General features: G+C 71.8%; 18 protein-coding genes. 3 read left to right on the forward strand and 15 right to left on the reverse strand.

The window, feature by feature from the left end; genetic code table 11:
- Positions 1 to 89: 89 nt before the first annotated feature.
- The 3 genes from mycP to AB0R04_RS16065 form a co-directional block, all read right to left on the reverse strand.
- Complete coding sequence (mycP, locus tag AB0R04_RS16055) at positions 90 to 1,388, reverse strand: type VII secretion-associated serine protease mycosin (RefSeq protein ID WP_363371524.1); 1,299 nt, start codon at positions 1,386 to 1,388, stop codon at positions 90 to 92.
- A gap of 112 nt (positions 1,389 to 1,500) precedes the next feature.
- Positions 1,501 to 3,153: a hypothetical protein gene (locus AB0R04_RS16060; protein WP_363371525.1), complete on the reverse strand. Its 1,653-nt coding sequence runs from the start codon at positions 3,151 to 3,153 to the stop codon at positions 1,501 to 1,503.
- Positions 3,154 to 3,196: 43 nt separating this feature from the next.
- Positions 3,197 to 3,640: a hypothetical protein gene (locus tag AB0R04_RS16065; protein ID WP_363371527.1), complete on the reverse strand. Its 444-nt coding sequence runs from the start codon at positions 3,638 to 3,640 to the stop codon at positions 3,197 to 3,199.
- A gap of 417 nt (positions 3,641 to 4,057) precedes the next feature.
- Between AB0R04_RS16065 and AB0R04_RS16070 the strand changes: the two genes are divergently transcribed.
- Positions 4,058 to 5,956 carry an FUSC family protein gene (locus AB0R04_RS16070; RefSeq protein WP_363371529.1) on the forward strand — a complete coding sequence of 633 codons (1,899 nt, stop codon included), beginning with the start codon at positions 4,058 to 4,060 and terminating at the stop codon, positions 5,954 to 5,956.
- A gap of 44 nt (positions 5,957 to 6,000) precedes the next feature.
- On the opposite strand, the gene AB0R04_RS16075 is transcribed toward AB0R04_RS16070, so the two are convergent.
- From AB0R04_RS16075 to rsmI, 8 genes are all read right to left on the reverse strand, one after another.
- Positions 6,001 to 7,860, reverse strand: coding sequence for an ABC-F family ATP-binding cassette domain-containing protein (locus AB0R04_RS16075; protein WP_363371530.1), 1,860 nt, complete (start codon positions 7,858 to 7,860; stop codon positions 6,001 to 6,003).
- 188 nt (positions 7,861 to 8,048) lie between these two features.
- Complete coding sequence (locus tag AB0R04_RS16080) at positions 8,049 to 8,966, reverse strand: 4-(cytidine 5'-diphospho)-2-C-methyl-D-erythritol kinase (RefSeq protein WP_363371531.1); 918 nt, start codon at positions 8,964 to 8,966, stop codon at positions 8,049 to 8,051.
- Complete coding sequence (gene rsmA / locus AB0R04_RS16085) at positions 8,963 to 9,907, reverse strand: 16S rRNA (adenine(1518)-N(6)/adenine(1519)-N(6))-dimethyltransferase RsmA (RefSeq protein WP_363371533.1); 945 nt, start codon at positions 9,905 to 9,907, stop codon at positions 8,963 to 8,965. Before rsmA ends, AB0R04_RS16080 begins: the two co-directional genes overlap by 4 nt.
- A 28-nt stretch (positions 9,908 to 9,935) precedes the next feature.
- A complete protein-coding gene (locus tag AB0R04_RS16090) occupies positions 9,936 to 10,535 on the reverse strand; it encodes a Uma2 family endonuclease (RefSeq protein WP_363371535.1) in 600 nt (199 codons plus the stop codon).
- A 70-nt stretch (positions 10,536 to 10,605) separates the two neighbouring features.
- Positions 10,606 to 11,484, reverse strand: coding sequence for a TatD family hydrolase (locus AB0R04_RS16095; RefSeq protein ID WP_363371536.1), 879 nt, complete (start codon positions 11,482 to 11,484; stop codon positions 10,606 to 10,608).
- A complete protein-coding gene (gene metG / locus AB0R04_RS16100) occupies positions 11,484 to 13,103 on the reverse strand; it encodes a methionine--tRNA ligase (RefSeq protein ID WP_363371538.1) in 1,620 nt (539 codons plus the stop codon). The genes AB0R04_RS16095 and metG overlap by 1 nt, the downstream gene beginning before the upstream one ends.
- A gap of 139 nt (positions 13,104 to 13,242) precedes the next feature.
- Entirely contained in the window at positions 13,243 to 13,668 is a 426-nt protein-coding gene (locus AB0R04_RS16105) for a hypothetical protein (protein WP_350877715.1), read from the reverse strand.
- A 287-nt stretch (positions 13,669 to 13,955) separates the two neighbouring features.
- Positions 13,956 to 14,879, reverse strand: coding sequence for a 16S rRNA (cytidine(1402)-2'-O)-methyltransferase (gene rsmI, locus AB0R04_RS16110; RefSeq protein WP_363371539.1), 924 nt, complete (start codon positions 14,877 to 14,879; stop codon positions 13,956 to 13,958).
- A 106-nt stretch (positions 14,880 to 14,985) separates the two neighbouring features.
- Between rsmI and AB0R04_RS16115 the strand changes: the two genes are divergently transcribed.
- Both AB0R04_RS16115 and AB0R04_RS16120 read left to right on the forward strand, forming a co-directional pair.
- Positions 14,986 to 16,854, forward strand: coding sequence for a phospholipid carrier-dependent glycosyltransferase (locus AB0R04_RS16115; protein ID WP_363371540.1), 1,869 nt, complete (start codon positions 14,986 to 14,988; stop codon positions 16,852 to 16,854).
- Between the two features lie 174 nt (positions 16,855 to 17,028).
- On the forward strand, positions 17,029 to 18,789 hold the full coding sequence (locus tag AB0R04_RS16120; protein ID WP_363371542.1) for a penicillin-binding transpeptidase domain-containing protein: 1,761 nt from the start codon (positions 17,029 to 17,031) through the stop codon (positions 18,787 to 18,789).
- A 29-nt stretch (positions 18,790 to 18,818) separates the two neighbouring features.
- Here the strand turns inward: AB0R04_RS16120 and AB0R04_RS16125 are convergent, their stop codons facing one another.
- From AB0R04_RS16125 to AB0R04_RS16140, 4 genes are all read right to left on the reverse strand, one after another.
- On the reverse strand, positions 18,819 to 20,018 hold the full coding sequence (locus AB0R04_RS16125) for a glycosyltransferase 87 family protein (protein WP_363371543.1): 1,200 nt from the start codon (positions 20,016 to 20,018) through the stop codon (positions 18,819 to 18,821).
- 334 nt (positions 20,019 to 20,352) lie between these two features.
- Positions 20,353 to 21,852, reverse strand: coding sequence for an amino acid permease (locus AB0R04_RS16130; RefSeq protein ID WP_363371545.1), 1,500 nt, complete (start codon positions 21,850 to 21,852; stop codon positions 20,353 to 20,355).
- 229 nt (positions 21,853 to 22,081) lie between these two features.
- Positions 22,082 to 23,602, reverse strand: a complete 1,521-nt coding sequence (locus AB0R04_RS16135; RefSeq protein WP_363371547.1) for a penicillin-binding transpeptidase domain-containing protein — start codon at positions 23,600 to 23,602, stop codon at positions 22,082 to 22,084.
- Positions 23,602 to 24,960 (reverse strand): FtsW/RodA/SpoVE family cell cycle protein, encoded by a 1,359-nt coding sequence (locus AB0R04_RS16140; RefSeq protein WP_363371549.1) that lies wholly within the window; start codon positions 24,958 to 24,960, stop codon positions 23,602 to 23,604. The genes AB0R04_RS16135 and AB0R04_RS16140 overlap by 1 nt, the downstream gene beginning before the upstream one ends.
- Between the last annotated feature and the right edge of the window lie 92 nt (positions 24,961 to 25,052).

Here is a 25,052-nt window from a genome sequence, read left to right on the forward strand (position 1 = left end):
AGCCCCCACCCGAGTGACCCCCGCGCACACCCCCACCCCACGCGCCCCCGGCTCAACACCCGCGGCGCGCACCAGCGCAGGCGCCCAGATCACCGCACGTAAGGGTTCTCCCCCGGCGGCACCACAGGCTGTCCGCTGGCCTTCCGCCGCCGCAGCACGACGAACACCACACCGGCGACCAGCACCAACCCACCCACCACACCGGCCACGACCGGCAACGCACCACCCGAACCAGCGGACTTCTCCGCCGTCGGCTCCACTGGCGGCGCCCCCACGGCCACATCACTCGGACTCGGAGCCGCCGAACTCGGAGCCGACGACGCACCAGCCGACGGGCTCGCCGAGGGCGACGGAGCGGCCGACACCGAGGCCTCTGGAACCGGGATCGGCGACACGTCCGCCGGCCCCGGGTCGCCAGGACTCGTCAGCGCGATCCGCGGCCTGACCGCTCCATAACCGGCATCGTTGTTTCGAATGGCCCCATCGCTCGACTTGCCCGCCGTGTTGATGAGAACCCGCAGAATTTGATTGGCCGTCCAGTCCGGATGCACCGACCACACCAATGCAGCCGAAGCGGAAACCAGGGCGGTCGCGTCGGACGTTCCGTGACTCTTGCAGTAGCCCGTGGAAGAGGTGCAGGCTTCAATCATGTCCATGCCTGGAGCTACAAGGGCGACCTGCGGGCCCATCTGAGACTCCGATGTCACGGTTCCATTGTGGTCGACGGCTCCAACTCCGACGACATTAGGCAGAGCGCCCGGATATTCAATCAGATTCCCCGACTGTGCCGAATTTCCGACGCTGGAGACCACCAGGGATCCCTTTTTCCTCGCAGTCGCGAGAATTCCATTCAACTTGGCTACATCCTCCGGGGATGCCGCCACAGCAGCCGTACCCTGCGAGATGTTGATTACCCGGGCCCCCTGGTCGACCGCATAAGCAACAGCCTGCCCAATCTGGTCGAGAAAATCGGCGGTGGTAACCGAACCCGCAGACCCGTTATTGATCTTCAGTGGAAGAATTCTGGAACTGGGCGCAAGGCCGTAGGCCCCACTACCCCCTCGATTCTTGCCCGTCCCTGCAATGAGGCTGGCCATCTCTGTACCATGCCCGTTATCGTAGGAACCGATCCCCCCAGGGCTACCGCTGAAGTCTTTCCCCGGAAGAAATTGTCCGGCCAGGTCTGGATGATCCAGCCTGAAGCCGCCGTCGATCACAGCAACAGTGACGCCTTCACCCTTGGAGATCTTCCACATCTCCGGTGCATGCATGGCATCCAGGTGCCACTGATCGGCACGGATCGAATCGTCGGCAATCGCAGGAACTGCAACCGGGCCGACCATGATTCCCGCAGCCAGGAGCGACGCTGCAAACACACGCTGACGCACTCGTTTCCGCCCCATCACAACCCCTCGTCAGTTCCCGTCGATCGAGAAATACGCCCCGAACAGGTCTGCCCGGCCACCGGGAGAGCCCAGTGGCCGGGCAGTCGTTGCCGTCCTACTCAATCACGTCCGGGTTGCTGTGCGGCGTACCACTAGTCCAGGTCTCCTCGTCCTCGTGGAGGTAATCGGCCCGCTTGCGGCGATCGCGTTCGTTCCGCCCGGAGTGACCCGCCGTTCCAGGGGCCATCATGCCGTTCTGCCCCGATCGGGCTTCGCCCTCAACGGCTCCCGCAGCAGCCGCCCGGTTGCGCAGACCCGTACCACCCGGCGTGAACTCCCCGCCGGCAGCCGGTCCCTTGCGGCCGCCGACCGCCCCTCCTCCGGTCGAGGTCAGGCCCCGGCTCCGCGAGCTGCCGCCCGAACCAACGGCTCCGGAACCACCACCCATCCCCGGATGCATGCCGCCGCCCACCCCACCCGCGCTGCCGGCCGCTCCCGCCCGGCCCGCCCGGCCCGCCTGGGCCTCACGGGCGCCGAAGACCGTCCCGCTGGGCAGACCCGGGCTGCCACCGGACTTTCCCGGCACCGAGCCACCGCCGAACGGAGCCGTACGGGCGGGGATCGATCCTCCGCCCTTGCTTGAGACGGATCCGCCACCACCCTTGGCCGGGATCGAGCCGCCGCCGGCCCCGACCGGGAAACCGGTCACCGGGCCGCCACCCGGATATCCCGGGGTACCACCGGGGCCACTCGGGTATCCGGGAATCCCACTCGGACCGTCAGGCGGAAGGCTTCCACCACCACTGGGGCCGAGCGGGCCGGTCTGACCTGGCAGGGTCGGCAGGCTGTCGAGGTCGGTACCGGGACGGTGGACGGGTTCCGACGGCACGAAGGGCGGCGTCGAGGAGCCCGGGTCCACTGGCGTCGATGGCACCTGGCCACCGCTTCGCGGCGGAATCGGGTCGCCGTGTCCCGGCTCGCTCGGCACCTGCGAGTCCGACCTGGGGTTGTGAATCGCGACCGAGCCGCCGCTGTAGCTGCCGCCGGACAGGCGGTAACTCCCACCGCTGCTGGGACCACCGCCCGAACGAGGGCTTCGGAGGGAGCCACCGGAGCCGCCTCCGTTGCCGCCACCGCCCGTGTACACCGAGTCTGTGCTCCTGTCCTTACTGCCAGGCGTCCCTGGGAGGTCCACTGGCCCAAGCCCGGCCAGTTTCGTCGTCGCCGCGTCGTACGCCTGCGCGAGCTTCTCCATCTGGAGGACGGCTTCCTGGTGCTCCTTCTGGACCTTCGCCTGGGCCTGGGCGGCCTCGGTCCCAGTGACCCAGCCCTTGTTGACCGTCTTCATGTAATCGTCGACGGACTGACCGACCGCGAGCTGCACGCTTGAGGGCATGTAGACCGTCTGGCTGTTGCGCTTGGTGACCGTCGCGATCTCCGTGTGCGGCGGTTCGGGCACAGCGGACTTTGCGGTGCTGAGCGCTTCACCGGCCTGGTGCATGGCTTCGCCGGCGGTCTTGGAGTAGTCACCGAGCAGCCCGGCGGACTGATGCAGGTTCCCGGCCCAGGTCTTGAAGCTCTCGGCGGCGGGGCCTTCCCAGTGGACCTGGTCGATGTGCGACTTGAGTGCCGCGCTCAGTTCCTTCAGGACACGGCCGGCCGACTGCAGCTGGGTGCCTCGGCTCAGGACCTTTGAAGGGTCCGTGCTGTCGACCATCTTCCGCAGCTTGTCGTGCTCGTAGCTCTCGAAGTTCGTTCCGCCTGCCACTACTTACTCCCCGTTTCCCCGTAGGTCTCTCCTGGCGCAGCCATCAGAACGTCGAGTCGGCCCGCGCCGGCGTGGTGCCGCCCGCGTTCTTCGCGACGGCGTTCTGCGCGGCCGTCGTGTCGTCCTCGTTGGCCGAGTAGTTGCCCGCTGTCGCTGCGACCGCGGTCTTCATCGCCTCGATCTGCGACACGAAGTCCTTGTGCAGCTTGACGAGCTGGGTGTGCACCTTGTCGTAGGCCGCGGTCAGGGCCGTTGCTTCGGCGAACTCCGCGCTGGCGAAGCTTCCGCCGGTCAGCTTCTGTTCCTGGAGTTTGTACGGGGCCGCCGGGGAGCCTTCCATGGCCTGGAGCAGGGCTTCGATCTTCTTGGCGAACGCGGTGAGCGTGTCGAGCTCGACCTTGACGTCCTTCTTGCCGAAGGCGGACACCAGGTCGGCGGCGCTGACGTTCGTCTGCACGGTGCTGACGAGGGGGCCGAACCCCATCATGTGGCTGAGCATAAATGGCGTGACGTCACCGGACGTGTCCGGACTGGCCCCCGTGTTCGGTGGAACCTCTCCTGCCATAGCAGTTCACCTCTCCCCCGTACGGGCGGTGGTTCGGGGTAACCCCGGGGCCGCCGCTCCGCAACATACCGTCAACTTCTCGGTCGTACAGTGCTGGTCGGTGCACCGCCCGCCCTGGGGGCGGTTTCCGCCTCCGCAATCGTAGCCACCGCCTCTGTCGGGCTGGCAGGGCCCTTGGCCCGCCTGTGCGGGATCGGTACGAACTTGACACGTGCGGCCCTCGGGGGTGCCGTGCCGGGCCCCGGTAGACTGGCGTCGCCCGGTTGGACCGGGTACGCCCCCATCTGCCGCGCAATGTCGCACAGCAGCGTCCCCTGGCCGCAGAACGGACGTGACCTGATGCCCGCAGACGAGTCCGCCCCCTCCTGGTGGGCCCGTGCCGCCCGTCCTTCCCGGCCGCCGTTGCCGCTGGCGCTGATGGCTCGCGCGGCTGTGGGCATGGCGGTGCCGCTGGCCGCGGGGCTGCTGGCGCACCGGCTGGATCTGGGGGTGTTCGCCGGTCTGGGCGCGATGCACGCGACGATGAACGACCGCGCGGAGCCGAGTGGCCTGCGGGTGCCCCGGATCGCGTCGGCGGTGCTGGCTTCGGCGCTCGGCATGCTGATCGGCACTTCCCTCCAGCACGTGCACGTGTCGGCGGTCGCGCTCGGTGCGGCGCTCACGTTCACGGCGTTCGCGTCCGGCGCGCTGAGTGCGACGGGTCCGCGGGGTTCGGCGGCGGGGATGCTGCTGCTGGTGTCGGCGGCGTTGGGCAGCGGGATGCCGTTGCCGGATCCGTGGTGGGCGGCGGCGCCGATGATGCTGGCGGGTGCCGCGTTCGTGGTGGTGCTGGGTCTGCCGGGGGGCGCGCACCGCCGCCCCGCCTCGGATCCGCGCAACCGTGCGCTGGCGGCCGCGTACGAGGCGTTCGGCCGGACGCTGGCCGATCTGGGCACGCCGCAGGGCGCGGCTTCGCGCCAGGTGTTGACGGCCCGGTTGAACCAGTTGCAGGACCTCCTCCCGCGACCGCGCCGCCCGGGGTCGGAGTCCGCCCGTACGGTTCGGCTGCGCCGGATGTACGAGGCGGCGTTGGCCGCCACCGAGGCGGCGACGGGCCTGTTGTGGGCGTGGCGGCCGGTGCCGCCCGAGGTCGCGGAGGTGCCGCTCCGGTTGGCGGACGCGGTCCGGCGGGGCGGCGGCGAGGTCACCGTTCCACAGTGGCGGCCGGACACGCCGTCCCGGCAGGCCCTGGACGTGGCGCTGCGCGCGGCGGCCGACACCGTGGCCGGCCGGGAGGCGGAGGTCGCTACCGCCCCGGCGCCGCCGCCCGATCCGTGGCGGCTGCGGGTGCGGCTGCTGTCGCGCGGTTCGGTCCGGTACGGGCTGCGGGTGGCGTTGTGCATCGCGGTCGGTTCGGCGGTGACGGCCAGCTACCCGCTCAGCAAGAGCTACTGGGTGCCGATGACGATCGCCTTCGTGTTGAAGCCGGATCTCGGTTCGGTGTTCCTGCGGGCGGTGAGCCGCTCGATCGGCACGGTGCTCGGGGTGGCGGTCACGGCAGCCGTGGTGTCGCTCACGACCGACGCGTGGGTACTGACGGCGATCGCCGCGTTCTGCGTGGCCCTGTTGCCGTACGTGACGGCGGCGCACTACGGGCTGAACACGGTGGCGATGACGCCGATGGCGTTGATCCTGCTCCAGTTGGGCGGGCAGAGCAGCGCGGCCGAGTTCTGGCCGCGGGTGCTGGACACGGTGCTCGCGAGCGCGATCGTGCTGCTCTTCGGCTATCTGCTGTGGCCGGAGCGTCCGCGGCACCGGATCGAGCCCCGGCTGGTGGACGCGGCCACCGCGCTGCGGGCCTATCTGGACGCGGTCACCGGGGACGCGGGCCGGGCCGAGGTGTGGCTGCGCCGCACGGCGTACCGAGCGTTGGAGGACGCCCGCCAGGAGGTGCGGCAGGGGCTGGCCGAGCCGCCGCCGACGGGGCGGCTGGCGGAGCAGTGGCTGCCGGCGACGGCGGCGTTGGAGCGGCTGGGCGGCGCGGTGGCGGCGTTCGCGGCGCAGCTGCGGTACGGCGGCCGGGTGCCGGATCCGGCGGAGGTGGGGCGGGTGCGCCGGGCGCTGGACGAGCTGACGGCCGCGGCCCGCGAGCACCGCCCGCCGACCGGGGCGGCGGCCCGCCCGACGGCGCCGCACGACCCGGCGCGCAGTGCGCTGGGCCGTGCGGCGGACGAGTTGGAGGCCCTGCTGGCCCGGTAGGGCCCGAACGGGATCCCGGCACCGGCCAGGACTCCGACCAGAACTCAGACCTGCTCGGCCAGCTCCAGCCAGCTCAGCTCCAGCTCCTCCTTCTCCTCCCGGACGGCGCGCAGCTGCGCGTCCAGCTCCGCGACCTTGGAGAAGTCGGCGGCGTGCTCGGCGAGTTGGGCGTGCAGCTTGGACTCCTTCTGGTCCAGCTTGGCGATCTGCCGCTCCATCTTCTGCATCTCCTTCTTCGCCGCCCGCAGGTCGCCGCCCGACAGGGCCGACGCGGCGGTCCCGGCGTCCGAGCCGCCCGATGCCGCGGCCGAAGCAGCCGAGGCGGTCGAAGCACCCGAGGCGGCCGAAGCGGCGGCGGCGATCGAGGCGGCCATCCGCGCCCGCCGCTCCAGGTACTCGTCGACGCCGCCCGGCAGCATCCGCATCTTCTGGTCGCCGAGCAGCGCGTGGACGACGTCGGTGGTCCGCTCGATGAAGAACCGGTCGTGGCTGATGACGATCATCGAGCCGGGCCAGCCGTCGAGCAGGTCCTCCAGCTGGTTGAGGGTCTCGATGTCGAGGTCGTTGGTGGGCTCGTCGAGGAAGAGCACGTTGGGCTCGTCCATCAGCAGGCGCAGCAGCTGGAGCCGCCGCCGCTCGCCGCCGGACAGGTCGCCGACGGGCGTCCACTGCTTGTCCTTGCCGAAGCCGAACTGCTCGCACAGCTGGCCGGCGCTCATCTCCCGGCCCTTGCCGAGGTCGACGCGCGAGCGGACCTGTTCGACGGCCTGAAGCACCCGGATGGCCGGGTCCAGTTCGACGACCTCCTGCGACAGGTAGGCGAGCCGCACCGTCTTGCCGACCTTGATCAGACCCGACGCGGGCTGCACGTCGCCCTCGGAGGCGTACGCGTCGCGCAGGGCGCGCAGCAGCGAGGTCTTGCCGGCGCCGTTGACGCCGAGCAGGCCGATCCGCTCGCCGGGGCCGAGCTGCCAGGTGAGGTTCTCCAGCAGCAGCTTGGGGCCGGCCTTGACGGTGACGCCTTCCAGGTCGAAGACGGTCCTGCCCAGTCGCGCGTTGGCGAACTTCATCAGCTCGGACCGGTCCCGGGGCTCCGGCACGTCGGCGATCAGGGCGTTGGCGGCCTCGATCCGGTAGCGCGGCTTGGAGGTGCGGGCGGGGGCGCCGCGGCGCAGCCAGGCGAGTTCCTTGCGGGCGAGGTTCTGGCGCTTCTGCTCCTCGACGGCCTCGATCCGGGAGCGCTCGGCGCGGGCGAAGACGTAGTCGGAGTAGCCGCCCTCGTACTCGTGCACGGCGCCGCCCTGGACGTCCCACATCCGGGTGCTGACCTGGTCGAGGAACCAGCGGTCGTGGGTGACGCAGACCAGCGCGGAGCGGCGCTTCTGCAGGTGCTGGGCGAGCCAGTTGATGCCCTCGACGTCGAGGTGGTTGGTGGGCTCGTCGAGGACGATCAGGTCGGGCGAGCCGAGGAGCAGCTTGGCGAGGGCGATCCGGCGGCGCTCGCCGCCGGAGAGCGGGCCGATGACGGTGTCGAGGCCGTCGGCGAAGCCGGGCAGGTCGAGGCCGCCGAAGAGGCCCTCGACGATGTCGCGGATGCGGGCGTCGCCGAGCCACTCGTGGTCGGCCCGGTCGGCGATCACCTCGTGCCGGATGGTGGCCGTCGGGTCGAGCGAGTCGTGCTGGGTGAGGACGGCCAGCTGGAGGCCGCCGTTCCAGGTGATCCGGCCGCTGTCGACCTCCTCCAGCTTGGCGAGCATCCGGATCAGGGTGGTCTTGCCGTCCCCGTTGCGTCCGACGACGCCGATCCGGTCGCCTTCGCTGACGCCGAGGCTGACTCCGTCCAGGAGGGCGCGGGTGCCGTAGACCTTCGTGACGGACTCGATGGTGGCGAGGTTGACGGCCACGTCTGCTGCGCTCCTGGGATTGGCGGTCTCGGGGCGGCCCGCCGGTCGCGGCCGGGCACCCCTGTCGGGGACGCCCCGATCTCCCCAGCCTAATGGGCCCGCCGAAGCGCCCTCACCGCCCGCGGTGGCGGGGGCCCGAACCGGCGGGCCCCGTACCGGCGAAGCCCTTAGAAACGTTGGCGGGGTCCCTACGGCACGAGCGACGCCCCCGGCACCGGCCCGTACGTGGCGTGCGCGGTCCGGCAGGTGCCGGAGGCCCGCAGCGCCTCGGCGACGGCGGCGGCCGCGTCGGCGTCCTTGACGAGGAACGCGCAGGTCGGCCCCGAGCCGGAGACGAGGGCGCCGAGCGCGCCGGCCTCGGTGCCGGCCCGCAGGGTGGCGGCGAGCGCGGGGCGCAGCGAGAGGGCGGCGGGCTGGAGGTCGTTGGCGAGGGCGGCGGCCAGGGCGACGGCATCGCCCTGGGCGAGGGCGGCGAGCAGCGCGGGGTCGGCGTCGGGGGTGCGGACGTCGGTGTCGCTGGAGCCGGTGCCAGCTTCCTCGCGCAGGCGGTCGCACTCGCGGAAGACGGCGGGGGTGGAGAGGCCGCCGTCGGCGACCGCGAACACCCAGTGGAAGGTGCCGTCGACGGTGAGCGGTTGCAGGATCTCGCCCCGGCCGAGGCCCAGCGCAACGCCGCCGAGCAGGGCGAACGGCACGTCGGAGCCGAGTTCGGCGGCCAGCTCCAGGAGGGTGTCGAGGGGGGTGTCGAGCTGCCAGAGCGCGTCGCAGGCGACCAGCGCGGCGGCCCCGTCGGCACTGCCGCCGGCCATGCCGCCGGCGACCGGGATGGCCTTGGCGATGTGCAGGTGCACGCTGGGTTCGGCGATGCCGTGGTGGGCGGCGAGCAGGCGGGCGGCGCGGGCGGCGAGGTTGCTGTCGTCGAGCGGTACGACGTGGGCGTCCGGCCCGGTGCAGGAGAGCGTGACGCCCTCCCCCGCCGTGGCGGTGACCTCGTCGCCGAGAGCGACGGCGAAGAACACGTTGGCCAGGTCGTGGAACCCGTCGGCGCGCAGTCCGCCCACCCCGAGCTGGGCGTTGACCTTCGCCGGAACCCGCACGGTGATCACTGGGAGTCCGCCTCCGGCTCGTGCTCGGCGATCTCGGGCTCGCGCTCGGCGATCTCCGGCTTGTGCTCGGCAATCTCCGGCTTGTGCTCGGCGATCGCGGCGAACTGCTCCACCGTGAGCATCTCGCCGCGCAGCTTGTGGTCGATCCCGGCGGCCGCGAGCGCCTGCTCGGCCCCGGCGGCGGAGCCGGCCCAGCCGGCCAGCGCGGCGCGCAGGGTCTTGCGCCGCTGGGCGAACGCGGCGTCGACGACGGCGAACACCTCCCTGCGGCTGGCGGTGGTCTTCGGCGGCTCGCGGCGGATCAGCGAGACCAGCCCGGAGTCGACGTTGGGGGCGGGCCAGAACACGTTCCGGCCGATGGCGCCGGACCGCTTCACGTCGGCGTACCAGTTGGCCTTGACGGACGGGACGCCGTACACCTTGTTGCCGGGCTTGGCGGCGAGCCGGTCGGCGACCTCGGCCTGCACCATCACCAGGGTGCGCTCGATGCTGGGGAAGGTCGCCAGCATGTGCAGCAGGACGGGCACGGCCACGTTGTACGGCAGGTTGGCGACCAGCGCGGTCGGCGCCGGCCCGGGCAGCTCGGTGACCTCCATGGCGTCGCTGAACACCAGGTCGAAGCTGTCGACCTTGCCGGGCATCCGGGCCGCGACGGTCGCCGGCAGGTGCTGTGCCAGCACCGGGTCGATCTCCACCGCCGTGACGTGCGCGGCCACCTCCAGCAGCGCCAGCGTCAGCGACCCGAGTCCGGGCCCGACCTCGACCACCGCGTCCTCGGCCGTCACCCCGCCTGCCCGGACGATCCGCCGCACGGTGTTGCCGTCGATGACGAAGTTCTGCCCGCGCTGCTTGGTCGGCTTCACGCCGAACGCGGCCGCCAGCTCCCGAATGTCGGCGGCGCCCAGCAGGTGGCTGTCAGGGGTGGGGTCGGTGGTGCTCACGCGCCAAGGATACGGGCGCGCGGGGCCCTCAGAGTTCGACGACCTCGGCGAGGTCGATCTCGACGGGGTACGGCACCGAGGTGCGGAGCACGCCTTCGTGCTGGGCGACGGGCAGGTAGACGCCCTTCTCGTCGTCCCGGTGGAACTCGTGCACGATCGGCAGGTTGTCGAGGCCGCGCTCGACCCGCCAGTAGTACGGGATCTTCTTCTCGGCGTACTGGCCGGGCTTGCGAATGCGGTCGGCGACCCTGGATCCGGGTGATACGACCTCGACCGCCAGGACCACCGACTCGGGCGGGGTGCACTCCAGCTCGAAGAAATCGAGGCCGGTCTTGTCGATGACGACGACGTCGGGCTTGGAGGTGTTGTATTCGTCAAGCAGGACGCAGCGCTCGGTATTCACGACGTAAGGCGTGGTCCGCGCGCCGGACAACCTGATGAGCAGCTGATCGCGCACCTGGTCATGCCACCACTTCGCCATCCCTCGAACCACGACGGCTCCGTCCACCAGTTCCCAATCGAACGGCAGGTCGAGGTCCTTGACCTGCTCGTACGTCCAGCCCTGGGACGGCGGATGCATCCAGTCGATCGGCTCGGCGGTCATCGCCACCTCCCTCACTGCACTCATGCTAGTCAGCCTAAGAAGCAGCCGGGAGTGCCGAATCGTTCCGCCGGAATCCGACTTTCGTTCGACCGGCTCAGTACCCGAAGGCCCGGGCCGTGTTCTCCGCGATCGCCGTGGACAGCTCGTCCTCGTGCAGCCCCAGCGTGTCGGCCATCGAGCGGACGGTGACCGGGATGAGATACGGGGCGTTGGGCCGGCCGCGGTAGGGGTGGGGGGTGAGGAAGGGCGCGTCGGTCTCGACCAGGACGCGGTCGAGGGGGGTGGCGGCGAGGGCGTCGCGCAGCGGCTGGTTGGCCTTGAAGGTGACCGGGCCGGCGAAAGACAGGTACCAGCCGTGTTCGGCGCAGACCTTGGCCATCTCGGCGTCGCCGGAGTAGCAGTGGAAGACCGTCCGCTCGGGGGCGCCTTCCGCCAGCAGGACGGCGATGACGTCCTCGTGGGCGTCGCGGTCGTGGATGACCAGGGCCTTGTCGTGCCGCTTGGCGATCTCGATGTGGCGGCGGAACGACTCCTTCTGGATCTCGACGCCCTCGGGGCCGGTGCGGAAGTAGTCGAGGCCGGTCTCGCCGACGGCGCGGACCTGCGGGAGGGCGGCGAGCCGGTCGATCTCGGCGAGGGCCTCCTCCAGCGCGGCCTCGCCGCCCGCCTTCCGCTGCTGGCCGGACCAGCCGTCCGCGTCGCCGAGGAAGATCCGCGGCGCCTCGTTGGGGTGCAGGGCGACGGCCGCGTGCACCTGCTCGTACTGGGCCGCCAGTTCGGCGGCCCAGCGCGAGCCGGGCACGTCGCAGCCCACCTGGACGACCGTGGTGACTCCGACCGAGGCGGCCCGGGCCAGTCCCTCGGCCGGGGTGCCGGCCTGCATGTCGAGGTGGGTGTGCGAGTCGGCCACCGCCACGGCCAGGGGTTGCGGCAGTGGCGGCGGGGTCGACCGGGCGTCGTCCTTGGCAGACATCAGGAGGCGGGCTTCTCTTCGAGGCGCGGGAACAGGATCTCGCCCTTGGTGACGGTGCTGCCGGCGGGCAGCCGGCCCCAGTCGGCGGTGGTGGCGATGGTCTGGGCGGCGAGCGCGCCGAGGCCGGCCTCGGCGCCGAGCGAGGTCCACAGCTTCTCGGCGGTGGACGGCATCACCGGGTTGAGCATGACGGCGGTGCCGCGCAGCGCCTCGGCGGCGGTGTAGAGGATGGTGGCGAGGCGGGCGCGGCCCTGCTCCGAGTCGTCCTTGGCCACCTTCCACGGCTCCTGCTCGGTGAGGTAGCCGTTGACCTGCTTGACGAACTCGAAGATCGCCGCGAGGCCGCCGGCGAAGTCCAGCTCCTCGCCGATCTTCCGGTCGGCGGTGGCGAGGGCCGTGGCGAGACCGTCCGCGATGGCCTGCTCGGCGTCACCGGGGGCGGCGGCGGCCGGCAGCGCGCCGTCGAAGTACTTGCCGACCATGGCGGCGACCCGGGAGGCCAGGTTGCCGAAGTCGTTGGCGAGTTCGGAGGTGTACCGGGCGGTGAAGTCCTCCCAGGAGAACGAGCCGTCGGTGCCGAAGGGGATCGCCCGCAGGAAGTAGTAGCGGTAGGCGTCCACGCCGAAGTGCGAGGTGAGGTCGGTGGGCGAGATGCCGGTCAGGTTGGACTTGGACATCTTCTCGCCGCCGACCATCAGCCAGCCGTTGGCGACGACCCGCTTGGGCAGCGGCAGGCCCGCGGCCATCAGCATGGCGGGCCAGATCACCGCGTGGAAGCGCAGGATGTCCTTGCCCACCAGGTGGACGGAGGCCGGCCACAGTTCGGCGAAGCGCTCCGGGTCGCTGCCGTAGCCGGCCGCGGTGATGTAGTTCTGCAGCGCGTCCACCCACACGTACAGGACGTGCTTCTCGTCCCAGGGCAGCGGGACGCCCCAGTTGAAGGTGGAGCGGGAGATCGAGAGGTCCTTCAGGTCCTGCTCGACGAAGCGCAGCACCTCGTTGCGGGCCGAGGCCGGCTGGATGAAGTCCGGGTTGGCGGCGTAGAACTCCAGCAGCTTCGGGCCGTAGGCGGAGAGGCGGAAGAAGTAGTTCTCCTCCTCCAGCCATTCGACCGGCCGCTTGTGCACGGCGCAGAGCTTCTCGTCCTCGGTGGCGCCGTCGAGCAGTTCGGCCGGGAGCTTGAACTCCTCGCAGCCGACGCAGTACGGGCCGGAGTAGCCGCCCTTGTAGATCTCGTCCTTGTCATACAGGTCCTGGACGAACTCCTGCACGCGGTCGGTGTGGCGCTGCTGGGTGGTGCGGATGAAGTCGTCGTTGGCGATCTCCAGGTGCTCCCAGAGCGGCTTCCAGGACTCTTCGACCAGCTTGTCGCACCACTCCTGCGGGCTGACGCCGTTGGCCTCGGCGGTCCGCATGATCTTCTGACCGTGCTCGTCGGTGCCGGTCAGGTACCACACCTTCTCACCGCGCTGGCGGTGCCAGCGGGTGAGGACGTCGCCCGCCACGGTGGTGTACGCGTGGCCCAGGTGCGGGCGATCGTTGACGTAGTAGATCGGGGTGGAAACGTAGTACGCCGGGGCGCTCGCCCCGGTGGTGCTGTGGTCTGCAGTGGCCGCCATGGTCGGAAAGCTTAGTCGGGCCCGCCCGCAGCCCTCGACCGGATAACCGCATGACCGGCGACGGCGGGGGCCGCCCGCCGCGCTGCTCGCGGCGGGCGGCCCCCGGTGCGCCCCCGCGTGCGCTCCCGGTGTCGGCTGGTCAGCCCAGCAGCCGCGACCAGAACCGGGCCCAGCGTCCGCGCGGCTTCACCGGGTCGGACACCGGGGGCGCCCCGGCCGGCTCGGCGTGCGCCGGGTAGCCGGGGGCGTGGTGCCAGGACTGGTCGGCGGTGGCGACCCGGCCCTCGCGCATGATCCGGACGGTGTGTCCGCCACACCCCGGGCAGGTCGGCTTGAGCAGCGGAGACGGTACCCGGACACCGTTGGCGTGGTATTCGAACACGACGTGCCCGTCCTTGCCGGCGTGGTGCTCGATGTCGTACGCCTGCTCCCAGCCGTACCCGCATCGCAGGCAGGCGAAGGAGTAGGCCTCCCGCACGGTCTCGACGGGAGTGTGCGGCCGTCCGGCCAGGCCGGGGGCGCTCAGCGCGTTGCCACCGAGGGGGCTACCGATCATCTCGCTCATAGCCGTCTCCCAGCGCCCGCCGGGCGCTCGCCCGGCTGGGTCTTTCCATTCCAGGAAATGCCCTGACGGCCTCGGCCGATGCCCTGCTTGTGAAGAGTTGGACGCGGGTTGGGAACTCCTATACGAAAGGCCTGGATCGTTCCGGAAACCGCGACCGAATCTTCAGCTCCGTGGGCGTTTACCGGGGCCTTCCCTCAAAGGTACGACTCCCCCGGAGTCACGCAACCCCCGGAATTCACCCCTCTTTCAGGGCCCCGTCCCGGCCGCCGCCGGGCCCACTTCCGGCGCTACTTCCCGGCCCCGTTCCCGGCCCCCTTCGCGGCCCCGCCCCCGGCCTCGTTCTTCGCCTCGTTCTTCGCCTCGTTCTTCGCCTCGTTCTTGGCCGCCACCACCGCGTCGAACACCTCCCGCTTCGGCAGCGCGAGCTGCGCCGCGACGGCCGCGATGGCCTCCTTGCGGCGCTCCCCGGCCTCCTCCCGGACGGCCACCAGCCGGGCCAGCTCGGCGGGGGTGAGCTCCTGCGGCGCCGCCGGCGGGGCGCCCGCGACGACGACGGTGATCTCGCCCCTGACGCCTTCGGCGGCCCAGGCCGCCAGGTCGCCGAGGGGCCCGCGCTTCACCTCCTCGTACGTCTTGGTGAGCTCGCGGCAGACGGCGGCGGGCCGGTCGGCGCCGAACGCCTCGGCCATCGCGGCGAGCGCCTCGGCGATCCGGTGCGGAGCCTCGAAGAAGACCATGGTGCGCGGCTCGGCCGCGATCGAGGCGAGCTGCCGGGCCCGGTCGCCGGTCTTGCGCGGCAGGAAGCCCTCGAAGGTGAAGCGGTCGACGGGCAGGCCGGACAGCGCGAGCGCGGTGAGCACGGCGGACGGCCCGGGCACCGCGGTGACCTTGACGTCGGCCTCGACGGCGGCGGCGACCAGCCGGTAGCCGGGGTCGGAGACGGACGGCATGCCGGCGTCGGTGACCAGCAGCACCCGGGCGCCGCCGAGCAGTGCCTCGACCAGTTCGGGGGTGCGGCCGACCTCGTTGCCCTCGAAGTAGGAGACCACCCGCCCGGCCGGGGTCACCCCGAGCGCCTGGGTGAGCCGGCGCAGCCGCCGGGTGTCCTCGGCCGCGATCACGTCCGCCGTGGCCAGTTCGGTGAGCAGCCGGGGCGGGGCGTCCGAGACGTCGCCGATGGGGGTGCCTGCGAGAACGAGTACTCCTGTCACGGGCCCCATCCTTGCAGCTACCGCGGCCCGGGGGCTTTTGGTGACGATTCGGGCAGCTTCCGAGGGAGCGGTCACGTGTGCGAGAAGCGCCCCTACGATGTGGCGGATGAACGGCGACACGGCGGCTCGCACGCCCACTGGTACAGACCACACCGCGCAGGATGGCGGCGACGTGGCCGGCCTGCCGTCCTCCGCCGTCCCGGCTCCGCGGCCCGCCGACCAGGCCGGGAGCCCCGCGCAGCCCGACCGACCCGACCAGCCCGGCAGCCCCGATCAAGCCGGCAGCGCCGCACGGGGCTGGCGCGAGCGGCTGGCCGGGTTCGGCTACGCCGGCCGCCCGGTGGCCCCGCTGGCCGAGCGCCTGGCCCCGCCGATGCCGGACGGCCCCGGGGTGACCCCGGCGGTGGTGCCCCCGTCGCCGCTGCTGCTGCGGCTGGGCGTGTCCGTGCCGCCGGCCGTGTGGTCGTGGCTGTGCCGCTGGTCCGGCTGGCTGGGCCCGATCGCGGTGGCGGTGTTCGCCGGGATCCTGCGCTTCACCAACCTCGGCCAGCCGCACGCGATCATCTTCGACGAGACGTACTACGCCAAGGACGCCTACGCGCTCTGGCACGGCGGCTACGAGATCAACTGGCCGGACGGCGCCAACGAGCAGATCATGACGCCCGGCGCGGCCGTCCCGTACCGCTCGGCGGCCTCCTACGTGGTCCATCCGCCGGTGGGCAAGTGGATCATCGGCGCCGGCGAGATGCTGTTCGGCATGAACCCCTTCGGCTGGCGGTTCGCGGTCGCCCTGCTCGGCACGCTGTCGGTACTGATGGTGGCCAGGATCGCCCGCCGGCTGTTCCGCTCGACCCTGCTGGGCTGCGTGGCCGGCCTGCTGCTCTCGGTGGACGGCCTGCACCTGGTGCTCAGCCGCGCCGCGCTGCTGGACCTGGTGGTGATGTTCTGGATCCTCGCCGCCTTCGGTTTCCTGCTGCTGGACCGCGACCGCACCCGGGCCCGGCTGGCCGACCGGCTCGGCGGGGTACCGGACGCGGTGCTGGCGCAGCGGGCGAACCTGGGCTGGCGCCCGTACCGGATCGCGGCCGGCGTCTGCGTCGGCCTGACCTGCGCCACCAAGTGGAGCGGCCTGTACGTGGCGGCGGCCTTCGGTGTGATGACGGTGCTGTGGGACGTCGGCGCCCGTCGCCTGGCCGGGGCCCCGCGCCCGTACCTGGCGACGCTCGCGCGGGACGTGGTGCCGGCCTTCGTGTCGGTCGTGGTGGTGTCGCTGGTCGTCTACGTCACGTCCTGGTGGGGCTGGTTCGCCAGCAGCAACGTGCCGGGCAAGGGCGGCTGGGGCCGGGACTGGGCGGTCGGCCGCTCGACCGACTACCCGTGGATACCCGAGGGGCTGCGCGCCCTGTGGCACTACCACTCGACGGTCTACGACTTCCACACCCATCTGAGCGACCCGCACACCTACCAGTCGAACCCGTGGTCCTGGCTGGTGCTGGGCCGGCCGGTCTCGTTCTTCTACGAGTCCCCCAAGCAGGGCCAGAGCGGCTGCACGGCCGCCGAGTGCGCCCGCGAGGTGCTGGGCATCGGCACCCCGCTGCTGTGGTGGGCGGCCGTGGTGGCGCTGGTGTACTGCCTGTGGCGCTGGGTGGCGCGGCGGGACTGGCGGGCCGGAGCGGTGCTGTGCGGCCTGGCCGCCGGCTACCTGCCGTGGTTCGCCTACCAGCAGCGGACGATCTTCCTCTTCTACGCGGTGGTGTTCGTCCCGTTCCTGGTGCTCGCGGTGACCATGCTGGTCGGTGCGCTGATCGGGCCGCCGGGCGCCTCCCGGGACCGCCGGATCATCGGTTCGGCGGCGGCCGGGCTGCTGGTGCTGCTGATCGTGTGGAACTTCCTCTTCTTCTTCCCGCTGTTCACCGGGCAGACGATTCCGATGGACGACTGGCGCCAGCGGATGTGGTTCAACAGCTGGATCTGATCGACACCGCTGTTCCCTGAATCGTCCGTATGCGGTGCACGACACGTACCAGATCCGTCACAACTCGCGGGCATTTCGTCGGCGCACCGATCGGCGCTGCCTAGGCTGGGGGGAACAGCGTGTCCGGCCCCGGTCGGTTGCGCCCGTCCGGCAGACCCTTGGGGGAACAGCACCATGCGCAGAGGCGCGAAGATCGGCATCATCACCGGCGTCTCCGTCGCCGTGCTCGCAGGCGGTGGCTACGGGGCGTACAGCCTGATGGGCGGCTCGGACTCCGGATCGTCCTCGGCGAAGAAGCCCCGCACGGTGGTCGCCGAGCCGCCCTCGGCCGAGCAGGCGACCAACGGTGCGAAGGACTTCCTGGCGGCCTGGGCGGCCGGCGAGCTGGACAAGGCGGCCGCGCTGACGGACGACCCGGCTGCGGCCACCACCGCGCTGACGGCGTTCCGCGACCAGGTCAAGCCGAGCGCGCTGACCCTGGCCCCGGCCGGGCCTGCCACCCCGCAGGCCTTCGCCTCGGCCACCGGCACCCCCGCGCCGGCCAAGCCCTCAGCCTCGGCCACGCCGTCGGCGGGCGCGACCCCGGGTGCCGCCGACTCTCCGTCGGCCTCCGCCTCGGCCGGCCCCGCCGGTGTGCTGATGGGCTTCAAGGCGCGCGCCGAGTTCGCCGGCACCAACCGGGTCTGGGACTACAACGGCTTCCTGAACGTCGTGAAGATGAGCGACAACACCCCGGCCGTGCACTGGGCGCCGACGGTGATCCACCCGCACCTGTCCGGCAACGAGACGATCGCCACCCAGCAGGTCTTCGCCCCGCCGTCCACCGTGGTGGACCGCAACGGCAAGCCGCTGCAGGGCGCCTCGCTCACCCCGGCGCTGCTGTCCACCCTCCAGGACAACGCCCACAAGCTGCTGCCGCCGGACCCGAACAAGGACCAGGACGCGGGCAGCGCGGTGGTGATCAGCGACCCGGCCGGCAAGGGGGCCGCGGACAAGCTGTTCACCATCGTCGAGCCCAAGCCCGGCAAGCCGTTCAAGGTGACCATCGACAACACCATCCAGGCGGCGGCCGAGAAGGCGATGACGGACCTGGGCGGCAAGTCCGGATCCGTCGCCGCGATCGAGCCGAGCACCGGCCAGGTGCTGGCCTTCGCGAACGCGCCGGCCAACGGTCAGAACCGGGCCTTCACCGGCCTGCTCGCGCCCGGCTCGACGATGAAGATCGTCACCTCGACGGCGCTGCTGGAGGCCGGGGTCAACCCGGACACCGTGGTGGCCTGCCCGGAGAAGAGCAGCAACCCGGTCGCGATCCCGAACGACTTCCCGGGCGCCTTCCCCAACAACACGCTCCAGCAGGACTTCATGGTGTCCTGCAACACGGCCTTCATCAACCAGGGCCTGACCAGCCTCAAGCCCGAGACGCTGTCCAACACGGCCAAGGACGTGTTCGGCATCGGCCTGGAGTGGAAGACCGGCCTGCCGAACACCGACGGCAAGGTGCCGCCGACACCGGGCAGCAAGGACGAGCAGGCCATGAACTACATCGGCCAGGGCAAGGTCCAGATGAACCCGCTGGCCATCGCCTCGATCACCGCGACCGTCCAGAGCGGCGCGTTCAAGCAGCCGATCCTGGTCCCCGGCCTGCCGCAGCAGGCGGCGGCCCGCCAGATCGCGCCGGACGTCGCGGGCAAGCTGCGCGCGATGATGAACGCCACCGCCACCGGCGGCACGGCCAAGGACGTGATGGCCGGGATCACCGACAACGCGGGTGCCAAGACCGGCTCCGCCGAGGTCGCCGGCGCGTCCACCACCAACAGCTGGTTCACCGCCTTCCGCGGCAACATCGCGGTCGCCGCCGAGGTGCAGGGCGGCGGCCACGGCGTGGACGCGGCCGGCCCGGCCGTCGCCTCGCTGCTCAAGGCCGCGGGCCGCTAGGCCAGCGCCCCCGTCCGACCGGAGCCCGCTCAGCCCCGTGGCAGGGCGGGCTCCGGTCTGCCCGGGAGCCGGTGCGGCGGGATCGGGCGCCGGCTGCTCCAGCGCCGGGCCGCCAGCCGCGGCCAGATCACCAGGACCACCGGCAGGGCGAGGTAGCCGAACCGCCCGGCCGGGGCGAGCATGAACGCGATCGCCAGCCCGGCGGCCAGCAGGTCGGCGGCCGCGATCGCGGACACCGGCGGCCGGGCGAGCAGCCAGATGGCCACCCCGATCCCGCCCATGGTCATCAGCGCCAGCGAGACGGAGTGCCCGGTCGGCCCGAAGCCGGCCAGCACCTTGCCGGGCAGCGGGCTGCCGGCCGGGGTGCGGATGGCGGTGAGCCCGAGCGGGAAGCGCACCACCTGCTCGCGCAGCGCGTCCGCCCGGGTCAGCACGGAGGGCAGGAGCACGGCCAGGCCGGTGCCGAGCGCGATCAGGGCGGTCCGGGCGGCGGGCCGGCGGCCATACAGCCGCCACAGCAGCAGGGCGGCGACCGGCAGCGCCGGCCAGGCCGTCCACTTGAGGGTGCAGGCGAGGGCGAGCACCAGGCCGGCGCCGACGGTGCGGTCCCGCTCGGCGAGTGCCATGGCGAGGCAGCAGAGGCCGATCAGCGGCAGGTCCACCCCGCCGACGACGAGGGCCAGCGAGATCAGCGGCGAGGCGGTGAGCACGGCGAGCGGCAGCAGCGGCGCGCGCTCGCGGGTGGGCCGCAGCAGCCGCCAGCTGGCCAGCAGGCAGACCACGAAGGCCAGCGCGAACCAGATCCGGGCGTCCCCGGCGACCTGGGCGAGGTCGGAGCCGTCGCCCAGCAGTTGGCGCGGCATCCCGAACAGGGTCATGGCCGGCAGGTACGGGTTGTAGTCGGTGACCACCACCGGGTGCGGCAGGTACGGGCTGCCGGTGGTGAGCAGCAGGTGGGCCGAGCGTTCGACCACCATCACCTCGGACTGGTGGCGGCCCTGCACGGCGAGCAGGGCGAGCGGCGCGAGGACGGCCCCGGCGAGGCCGACCACGGCGGCGGCGCGGGCCGCGTAGCGGCGCGGCAGGGTGAGGCAGAGCAGCCCGGCCAGGACGTAGGCGGGGGCCGCGATGAAACCCCACATCCGCTGGTTGGGCAGGTCGGAGACGAGCGGGAAGGCGGCCGCCCAGCCGGCCGCGATCAGGCAGCCGAGCAGTTGGACGGTGCGCATCGAGGCGAGTCGGGCGGGATTCAGCCGATCGGGCGTGGGTGGGAACGTGCTCTCGCCACGCTGGCGGGGGAACGGCCGACTCGAGAAGCCGAGGGGCGGTCGTCCTGGTCCGGACGGCGCTGCGGCGGGGGTCGGCGGGGCCGGCGTTCTGCTGCGGCCGGTGAAGCGGCCGCGCGGGCGGGAGAAGCCGGGCGTGCGGGTGCTCACCATGGTGGAAGGTTATGGGTGGTGGCCGGGCCCTGTCGCCATGGCGTGGGGCACGTGGCGGGAGGTGGCATGAGGGGGGCCGCCGAGTGTCGTGGCCGGCGGCCCCCCAGGTCCGGATTCGTCCGGCTCAGCTGTTGCGGTGGCCGGTGGAGCTGTCCGCCGTGGCGGCCTGTGCCTGCTGTTCCAGCTTGGAGTGCTTGATGCTGTAGCCGAAGTAGACGACCACGGCGACGGCGAGGGCGATCGCGCCGGCCCGGAAGGTGTCGGCGTGCAGGCCGGTGATCAGGTAGGCGCAGAAGGCGACGCTGAGCAGCGGGACGACCGGGTAGCCGGGGACCTTGAAGCCGCGCGGCAGGTCGGGCTGGGTGCGGCGCAGGATGATCACGCCGATCGAGACGACCGAGAAGGCGATGAGCGTCCCGAGGCTGGTGATGTCGGCCAGTTCCTTCAGCGGGACGAAGGCGGCCAGCGCGCCGACGCCGAGGCCCACCACGAGGGTGTTCCAGACCGGGGTGCCGGTGCGCGGGGAGAGTTCGGCGAAGCGCTTGGGCAGCATGCCGTCGCGGCCCATGGAGTACAGGATGCGGGTCTGGCCGTAGATCACCACGAGGGTGATGCTGAAGATCGAGATGATCGCGCCGATCGCGAAGACGATCGAGGGCCAGGTCTGGCCGGTGATGTCCTGGAGGATCTGGGCGAGGCCGGCCTCCTGGCCCTGGAACTTCTGCCACGGCTGGGCGCCGATGCCGGCGAGGGCGACCAGGATGTAGAGCAGGGTCACCACGACCAGCGAGATGATGATCGCCAGCGGCAGGGTGCGGCGCGGGTTCTTGACCTCCTCACCGGCGGTGGACACGGCGTCCAGGCCGATGAAGGAGAAGAAGATGCTGGACGCGGCGACCTGCACGCCGCCGATGCCGAGCGGCATGAACGGGGTCAGGTTGCCGGAGTGGAAGCCGGTGAGCGCGATGCCGACGAACAGCAGCAGGATCAGGATCTTGATCCCGACCATGGCCGCGTTGATCTTCACCGACTCGCTGACGCCGCGGGTGAGCAGCACACAGACCATCGCGACCAGCAGCAGCGCCGGCAGGTTGAACCAGTGGGTGTGGTCCGGCGCGCCGGACAGCTGCTCCGGGATGGTGAAGCCGAAGGCCAGGTCGAGGAACTTGTTCAGGTACTCGGCCCAGCTCACCGCGATCGCGGAGGCGGAGACGCCGTACTCCATCAGCAGGCAGATGCCGACGCCGAACGCGACGCCCTCGCCGAGGGTGGCGTAGGCGTAGGAGTACGAGGATCCGGAGACCGGGATCGCGGAGGCCATCTCGGCGTAGCAGAGCGCGGTGAGTCCGGCGGTGACCGCGGCGAGCACGAAGGACAGGATGACGGCCGGGCCGGCCGAGGGCACCGCGCTGCTGAGCACGAAGAAGATGCCGGTGCCGATGGTGGCACCGATGCCGATCGAGGACAGCTGCCAGAGGCCGATCGTGCGGCGCAGGTGGATGCCGGAGCGTCCGCCCTCCTCGGGCGCACCGGCCGGGAGGCCGTCCCGGCCCTCGCTCTCGGCGATGAGGGACGAGACGGGCTTGCGTCGCAGCAGACGCGCACCGAGAGAGTTGCTGGTCACAGCTGCGGTCCTTCTGGGCGGGGGAGGGTGTCCTGGCGGCCGGTCACTCGACGCGCCATGGGGTGTCATCGGGGACCAACCGAACAAAGATGGGACAGTACCCCGCGAAAGCACCAGTGTCGCAAACGAACAGTCCAGATCGGCGCATTGTACGAATTGGCGCATGAGCCTATACAAACCGGACACTTCGCAGACGGCGGATTTGCCGCCCAGCAGCTAAAGCAGCAGCTCAACGGCCCAGCACCGCCCGCATCACCGAGCGGGCGATCGGCGCGGCCAGCCCGCCGCCGGTGACGTCCGTGGCGTCACTGTCCGCGATCACCACGGCCACCGCCACCGGCGGCACCGCGTCCGAGCCGACGGGCTTGGCCCAGGAGATGAACCAGGCGTACGGCGTCCCGCTGTTGTCCACCCCGTGCTGCGCGGTACCGGTCTTCCCGCCGACCACCGCGCCGCCGATCCGGGCGTTGCCGCCGGTGCCGTTCTCCACCACGTCGGTCATCAGCTTCCGCACCTGCCCGGCCACCGCCGGGGTCATCGCCCGCCGGTACACGGCGGGTTTCATCAGCTGCACCGCGGTGCCGTCGCCCTTCGTCAGCTTGGCCACGAGCTGTGGGCGCATCACCGTCCCGTCGTTGGCGATCCCGGCCGCGACCATCGCCATCACCAGCGGGGTGGCCGCGGTGTCGAACTGCCCGATCGAGGAGAGCGCCACCTGCGACTGGTTCATCGTGGTGTCGAAGTTGGACCGGGCCGGGCGCACCGGCATGTCCAGCCTGGCGTCGTTGAAGCCGAAGTTCTCGGCCATCGCCACCATCGGGCCCAGCCCGGTCCGCACCCCGAGGTAGCCCAGCACGCTGTTGCAGCTGTAGACCATCGCGGTGTCCAGCGACTGGCCGGGCCGGTCGCACGCCGAGGTGTCGTTGACCAGCGGCGTGGTCGTCCCGGGCAGCACGTACGGGAACGGCGCGTCGGTCGGCGCGTCGGGGTCGGTGACCACGCCGGCCGCGAGCGCGGCCGCCGCCGTGACCACCTTGAAGGTCGAGCCCGGCGGGTAGGTCTGGCGCAGCGCCCGGTTGAGCATCGGCTGGTCGGTGTCGGCCTGCAGCCGGTTCCAGGCGGCCTGGTCGGCCGCGGCGGAGCCGGCGAAGCTGCCCGGGTCGTAGGACGGCGTGCTGGCCAGGGCGAGGATCCGGCCGGTGGCCGGCTCGATCGCGGCCACCGCGCCCTTCTGGCTGCCGAGCCCGCGCACCGCGGCCTCCTGGGCGGCCCGGTTCAGGGTGGTGTAGACGTCCCCGCCGGGGTTCTGCCTGCGGGCGACGGCGTCCCAGACCGCCCAGCCGGCCAGCCTGCTGTCCGTCCCGGACAGCAGGTCGTCCTCGACCCCCTCCAGCTGGGTGTTGCCGTACGCCTGCGAGGCGAAGCCGGTGACGGCCGCGTACGTCGGGCCGTCGGTGTAGGTGCGCTTGTAGTCGTACCGGCCGCCGGTGGGCTCGGAGCCGGTCACGGTGTCCGCGCCGACCCGGATGTTGCCGCGCGGCTGCGAGTACCGCTCGATGGTGAGCCGCTGGTTGGCGGAGTTGTGGTTGAGGTCCTCGGCCTGGAACACCTGCACCCGGGTGGCCTGGACGCACAGCGCCGCGACCAGCAGCAGGCAGAAGGCGCCCGCGCGGCGCCCGGTGACGGAGATGCCGGGCAGGCCCTGCGGGCCGTTGCCCCGGGCGCGCGGACGGGAGCGGGTGCGCGCCATCAGTCCTCCTCCGACACGGACGCGGACACGGGCAGGGCCGGGGCCGGCCGGCGCGCGATGTCGCTCATCCGCACCAGCAACGCCATGATGATCCAGTTGGTGACCACCGAGGAGCCGCCCTGCGCGACGAACGGCAGCGTCATCCCGGTCAGCGGGATGAGGTCGAGCACCCCGCCGGCCACCACGAACACCTGGAGGCCGACGATCGCGGCCAGCCCGATCGCCAGCAGCCGCCCGAACGGGTCGCGCAGCGCGATGCCCGTCCGGAACCCCCGGGAGATCAGCAGCGCGTACAGCAGGAACACCGCGACGAGCCCGGTCAGGCCGAGTTCCTCGCCGATGGTGGCGAGGATGAAGTCCGACTTGGCGGCGAAGCCGATCAGCACCGAGTGCCCGTTGCCGAGCCCGGTGCCCAGTTCCCCGCCCCAGGCGAAGGCGAACAGCGACTGGGCGATCTGGTTGGCGCCCTTGCCCGCCGCGATCGAGCCCAGCGGGTCCAGCCAGTCCGTCACCCGGCTGTGCACGTGCGGCGAGAGCCAGCCCACCGTGGCCGCCCCGACCGCCGCCAGGGCCAGCCCGATCACGATCCACCCGGTGCGCGCGGTGGCCACGTACAGCATCACCACGAACAGGCCGAAGAACAGCAGCGAGGTGCCGAGGTCCGTCTCCAGCACCAGGACACCGACGAACGCCGCCCAGATCAGCAGCACCGGCCCGAGCACCCGGCCGCGCGGCAGCTGCCAGCGCCAGACCCGGCGGCCGGTGAGCGCCAGCGCGTCCCGGTGCACCGCCAGGTAGGCGGCGAAGAAGACGGCCAGCAGGATCTTGGCGAACTCCCCCGGCTGGAAGGACAGCGGCCCCAGGACGATCCAGATCCGCGAGCCGTACACCGGCGGGAAGAAGATCGGCAGCACCAGCAGGACCAGCGCCACCAGCGCCCCGAGGTAGGCGTACCGCTGCAGCCGCCGGTGGTCGCGCACCAGCAGCACGACCGCGATGAACAGCGCCACCCCCAGGCTCGACCAGAGCAGCTGGGTGGAGGCCGCGCCGGTGCCCGAGGTGGCGCGGTCGAGCCGGTAGATCACCACCAGGCCGATCCCGTTGAGCAGCACCGCGATCGGCAGCAGCAGCGGGTCCGCGTACCGGGCCCACCGGCGGACCACGGCGTGCGCCAGCAGGGCGAGCACGCCGAGCGCGGCGCCGTACTCGACCGCGCCGGCCGGCACCCTGCCGTCCAGGTTGACGCCGACCTCGACGTAGCCGAACACGGCGATCAGCACGGCGGCCAGGACCAGCAGCAGCTCGGTGGTGCGCCTGGTCGGCACCGGCCGGCTCGGCCGGGCTGCGATTCTCGTCACGGCGGGGGGTGTCGCCACGGACCGTCCTGGGGGTCGCGGGGAGCCGGAGCGCTGTTCCGGGGGGATGCCAATCGGGATGGACCGGCGGCACG

This window comes from Kitasatospora sp. NPDC056731, assembly GCF_040687675.1.
Classification (GTDB): Bacteria; Actinomycetota; Actinomycetes; order Streptomycetales; family Streptomycetaceae; genus Kitasatospora.

Bases quoted from the DNA above. Each gene is read 5' to 3' on its own strand.
- AB0R04_RS16095 (WP_363371536.1), bottom strand. From the start codon at position 11,484: ATGTCTGCCAAGGACGACGCCCGGTCGACCCCGCCGCCACTGCCGCAA.
- AB0R04_RS16120 (WP_363371542.1), top strand. From the start codon at position 17,029: ATGCGCAGAGGCGCGAAGATCGGCATCATCACCGGCGTCTCCGTCGCC.
- metG (WP_363371538.1), bottom strand. From the start codon at position 13,103: ATGGCGGCCACTGCAGACCACAGCACCACCGGGGCGAGCGCCCCGGCG.
- AB0R04_RS16070 (WP_363371529.1), top strand. From the start codon at position 4,058: ATGCCCGCAGACGAGTCCGCCCCCTCCTGGTGGGCCCGTGCCGCCCGT.
- AB0R04_RS16090 (WP_363371535.1), bottom strand. From the start codon at position 10,535: ATGAGTGCAGTGAGGGAGGTGGCGATGACCGCCGAGCCGATCGACTGG.
- AB0R04_RS16065 (WP_363371527.1), bottom strand. From the start codon at position 3,640: ATGATGGGGTTCGGCCCCCTCGTCAGCACCGTGCAGACGAACGTCAGC.
- AB0R04_RS16105 (WP_350877715.1), bottom strand. From the start codon at position 13,668: ATGAGCGAGATGATCGGTAGCCCCCTCGGTGGCAACGCGCTGAGCGCC.
- AB0R04_RS16135 (WP_363371547.1), bottom strand. From the start codon at position 23,602: ATGGCGCGCACCCGCTCCCGTCCGCGCGCCCGGGGCAACGGCCCGCAG.
- AB0R04_RS16125 (WP_363371543.1), bottom strand. From the start codon at position 20,018: ATGCGCACCGTCCAACTGCTCGGCTGCCTGATCGCGGCCGGCTGGGCG.
- AB0R04_RS16115 (WP_363371540.1), top strand. From the start codon at position 14,986: ATGAACGGCGACACGGCGGCTCGCACGCCCACTGGTACAGACCACACC.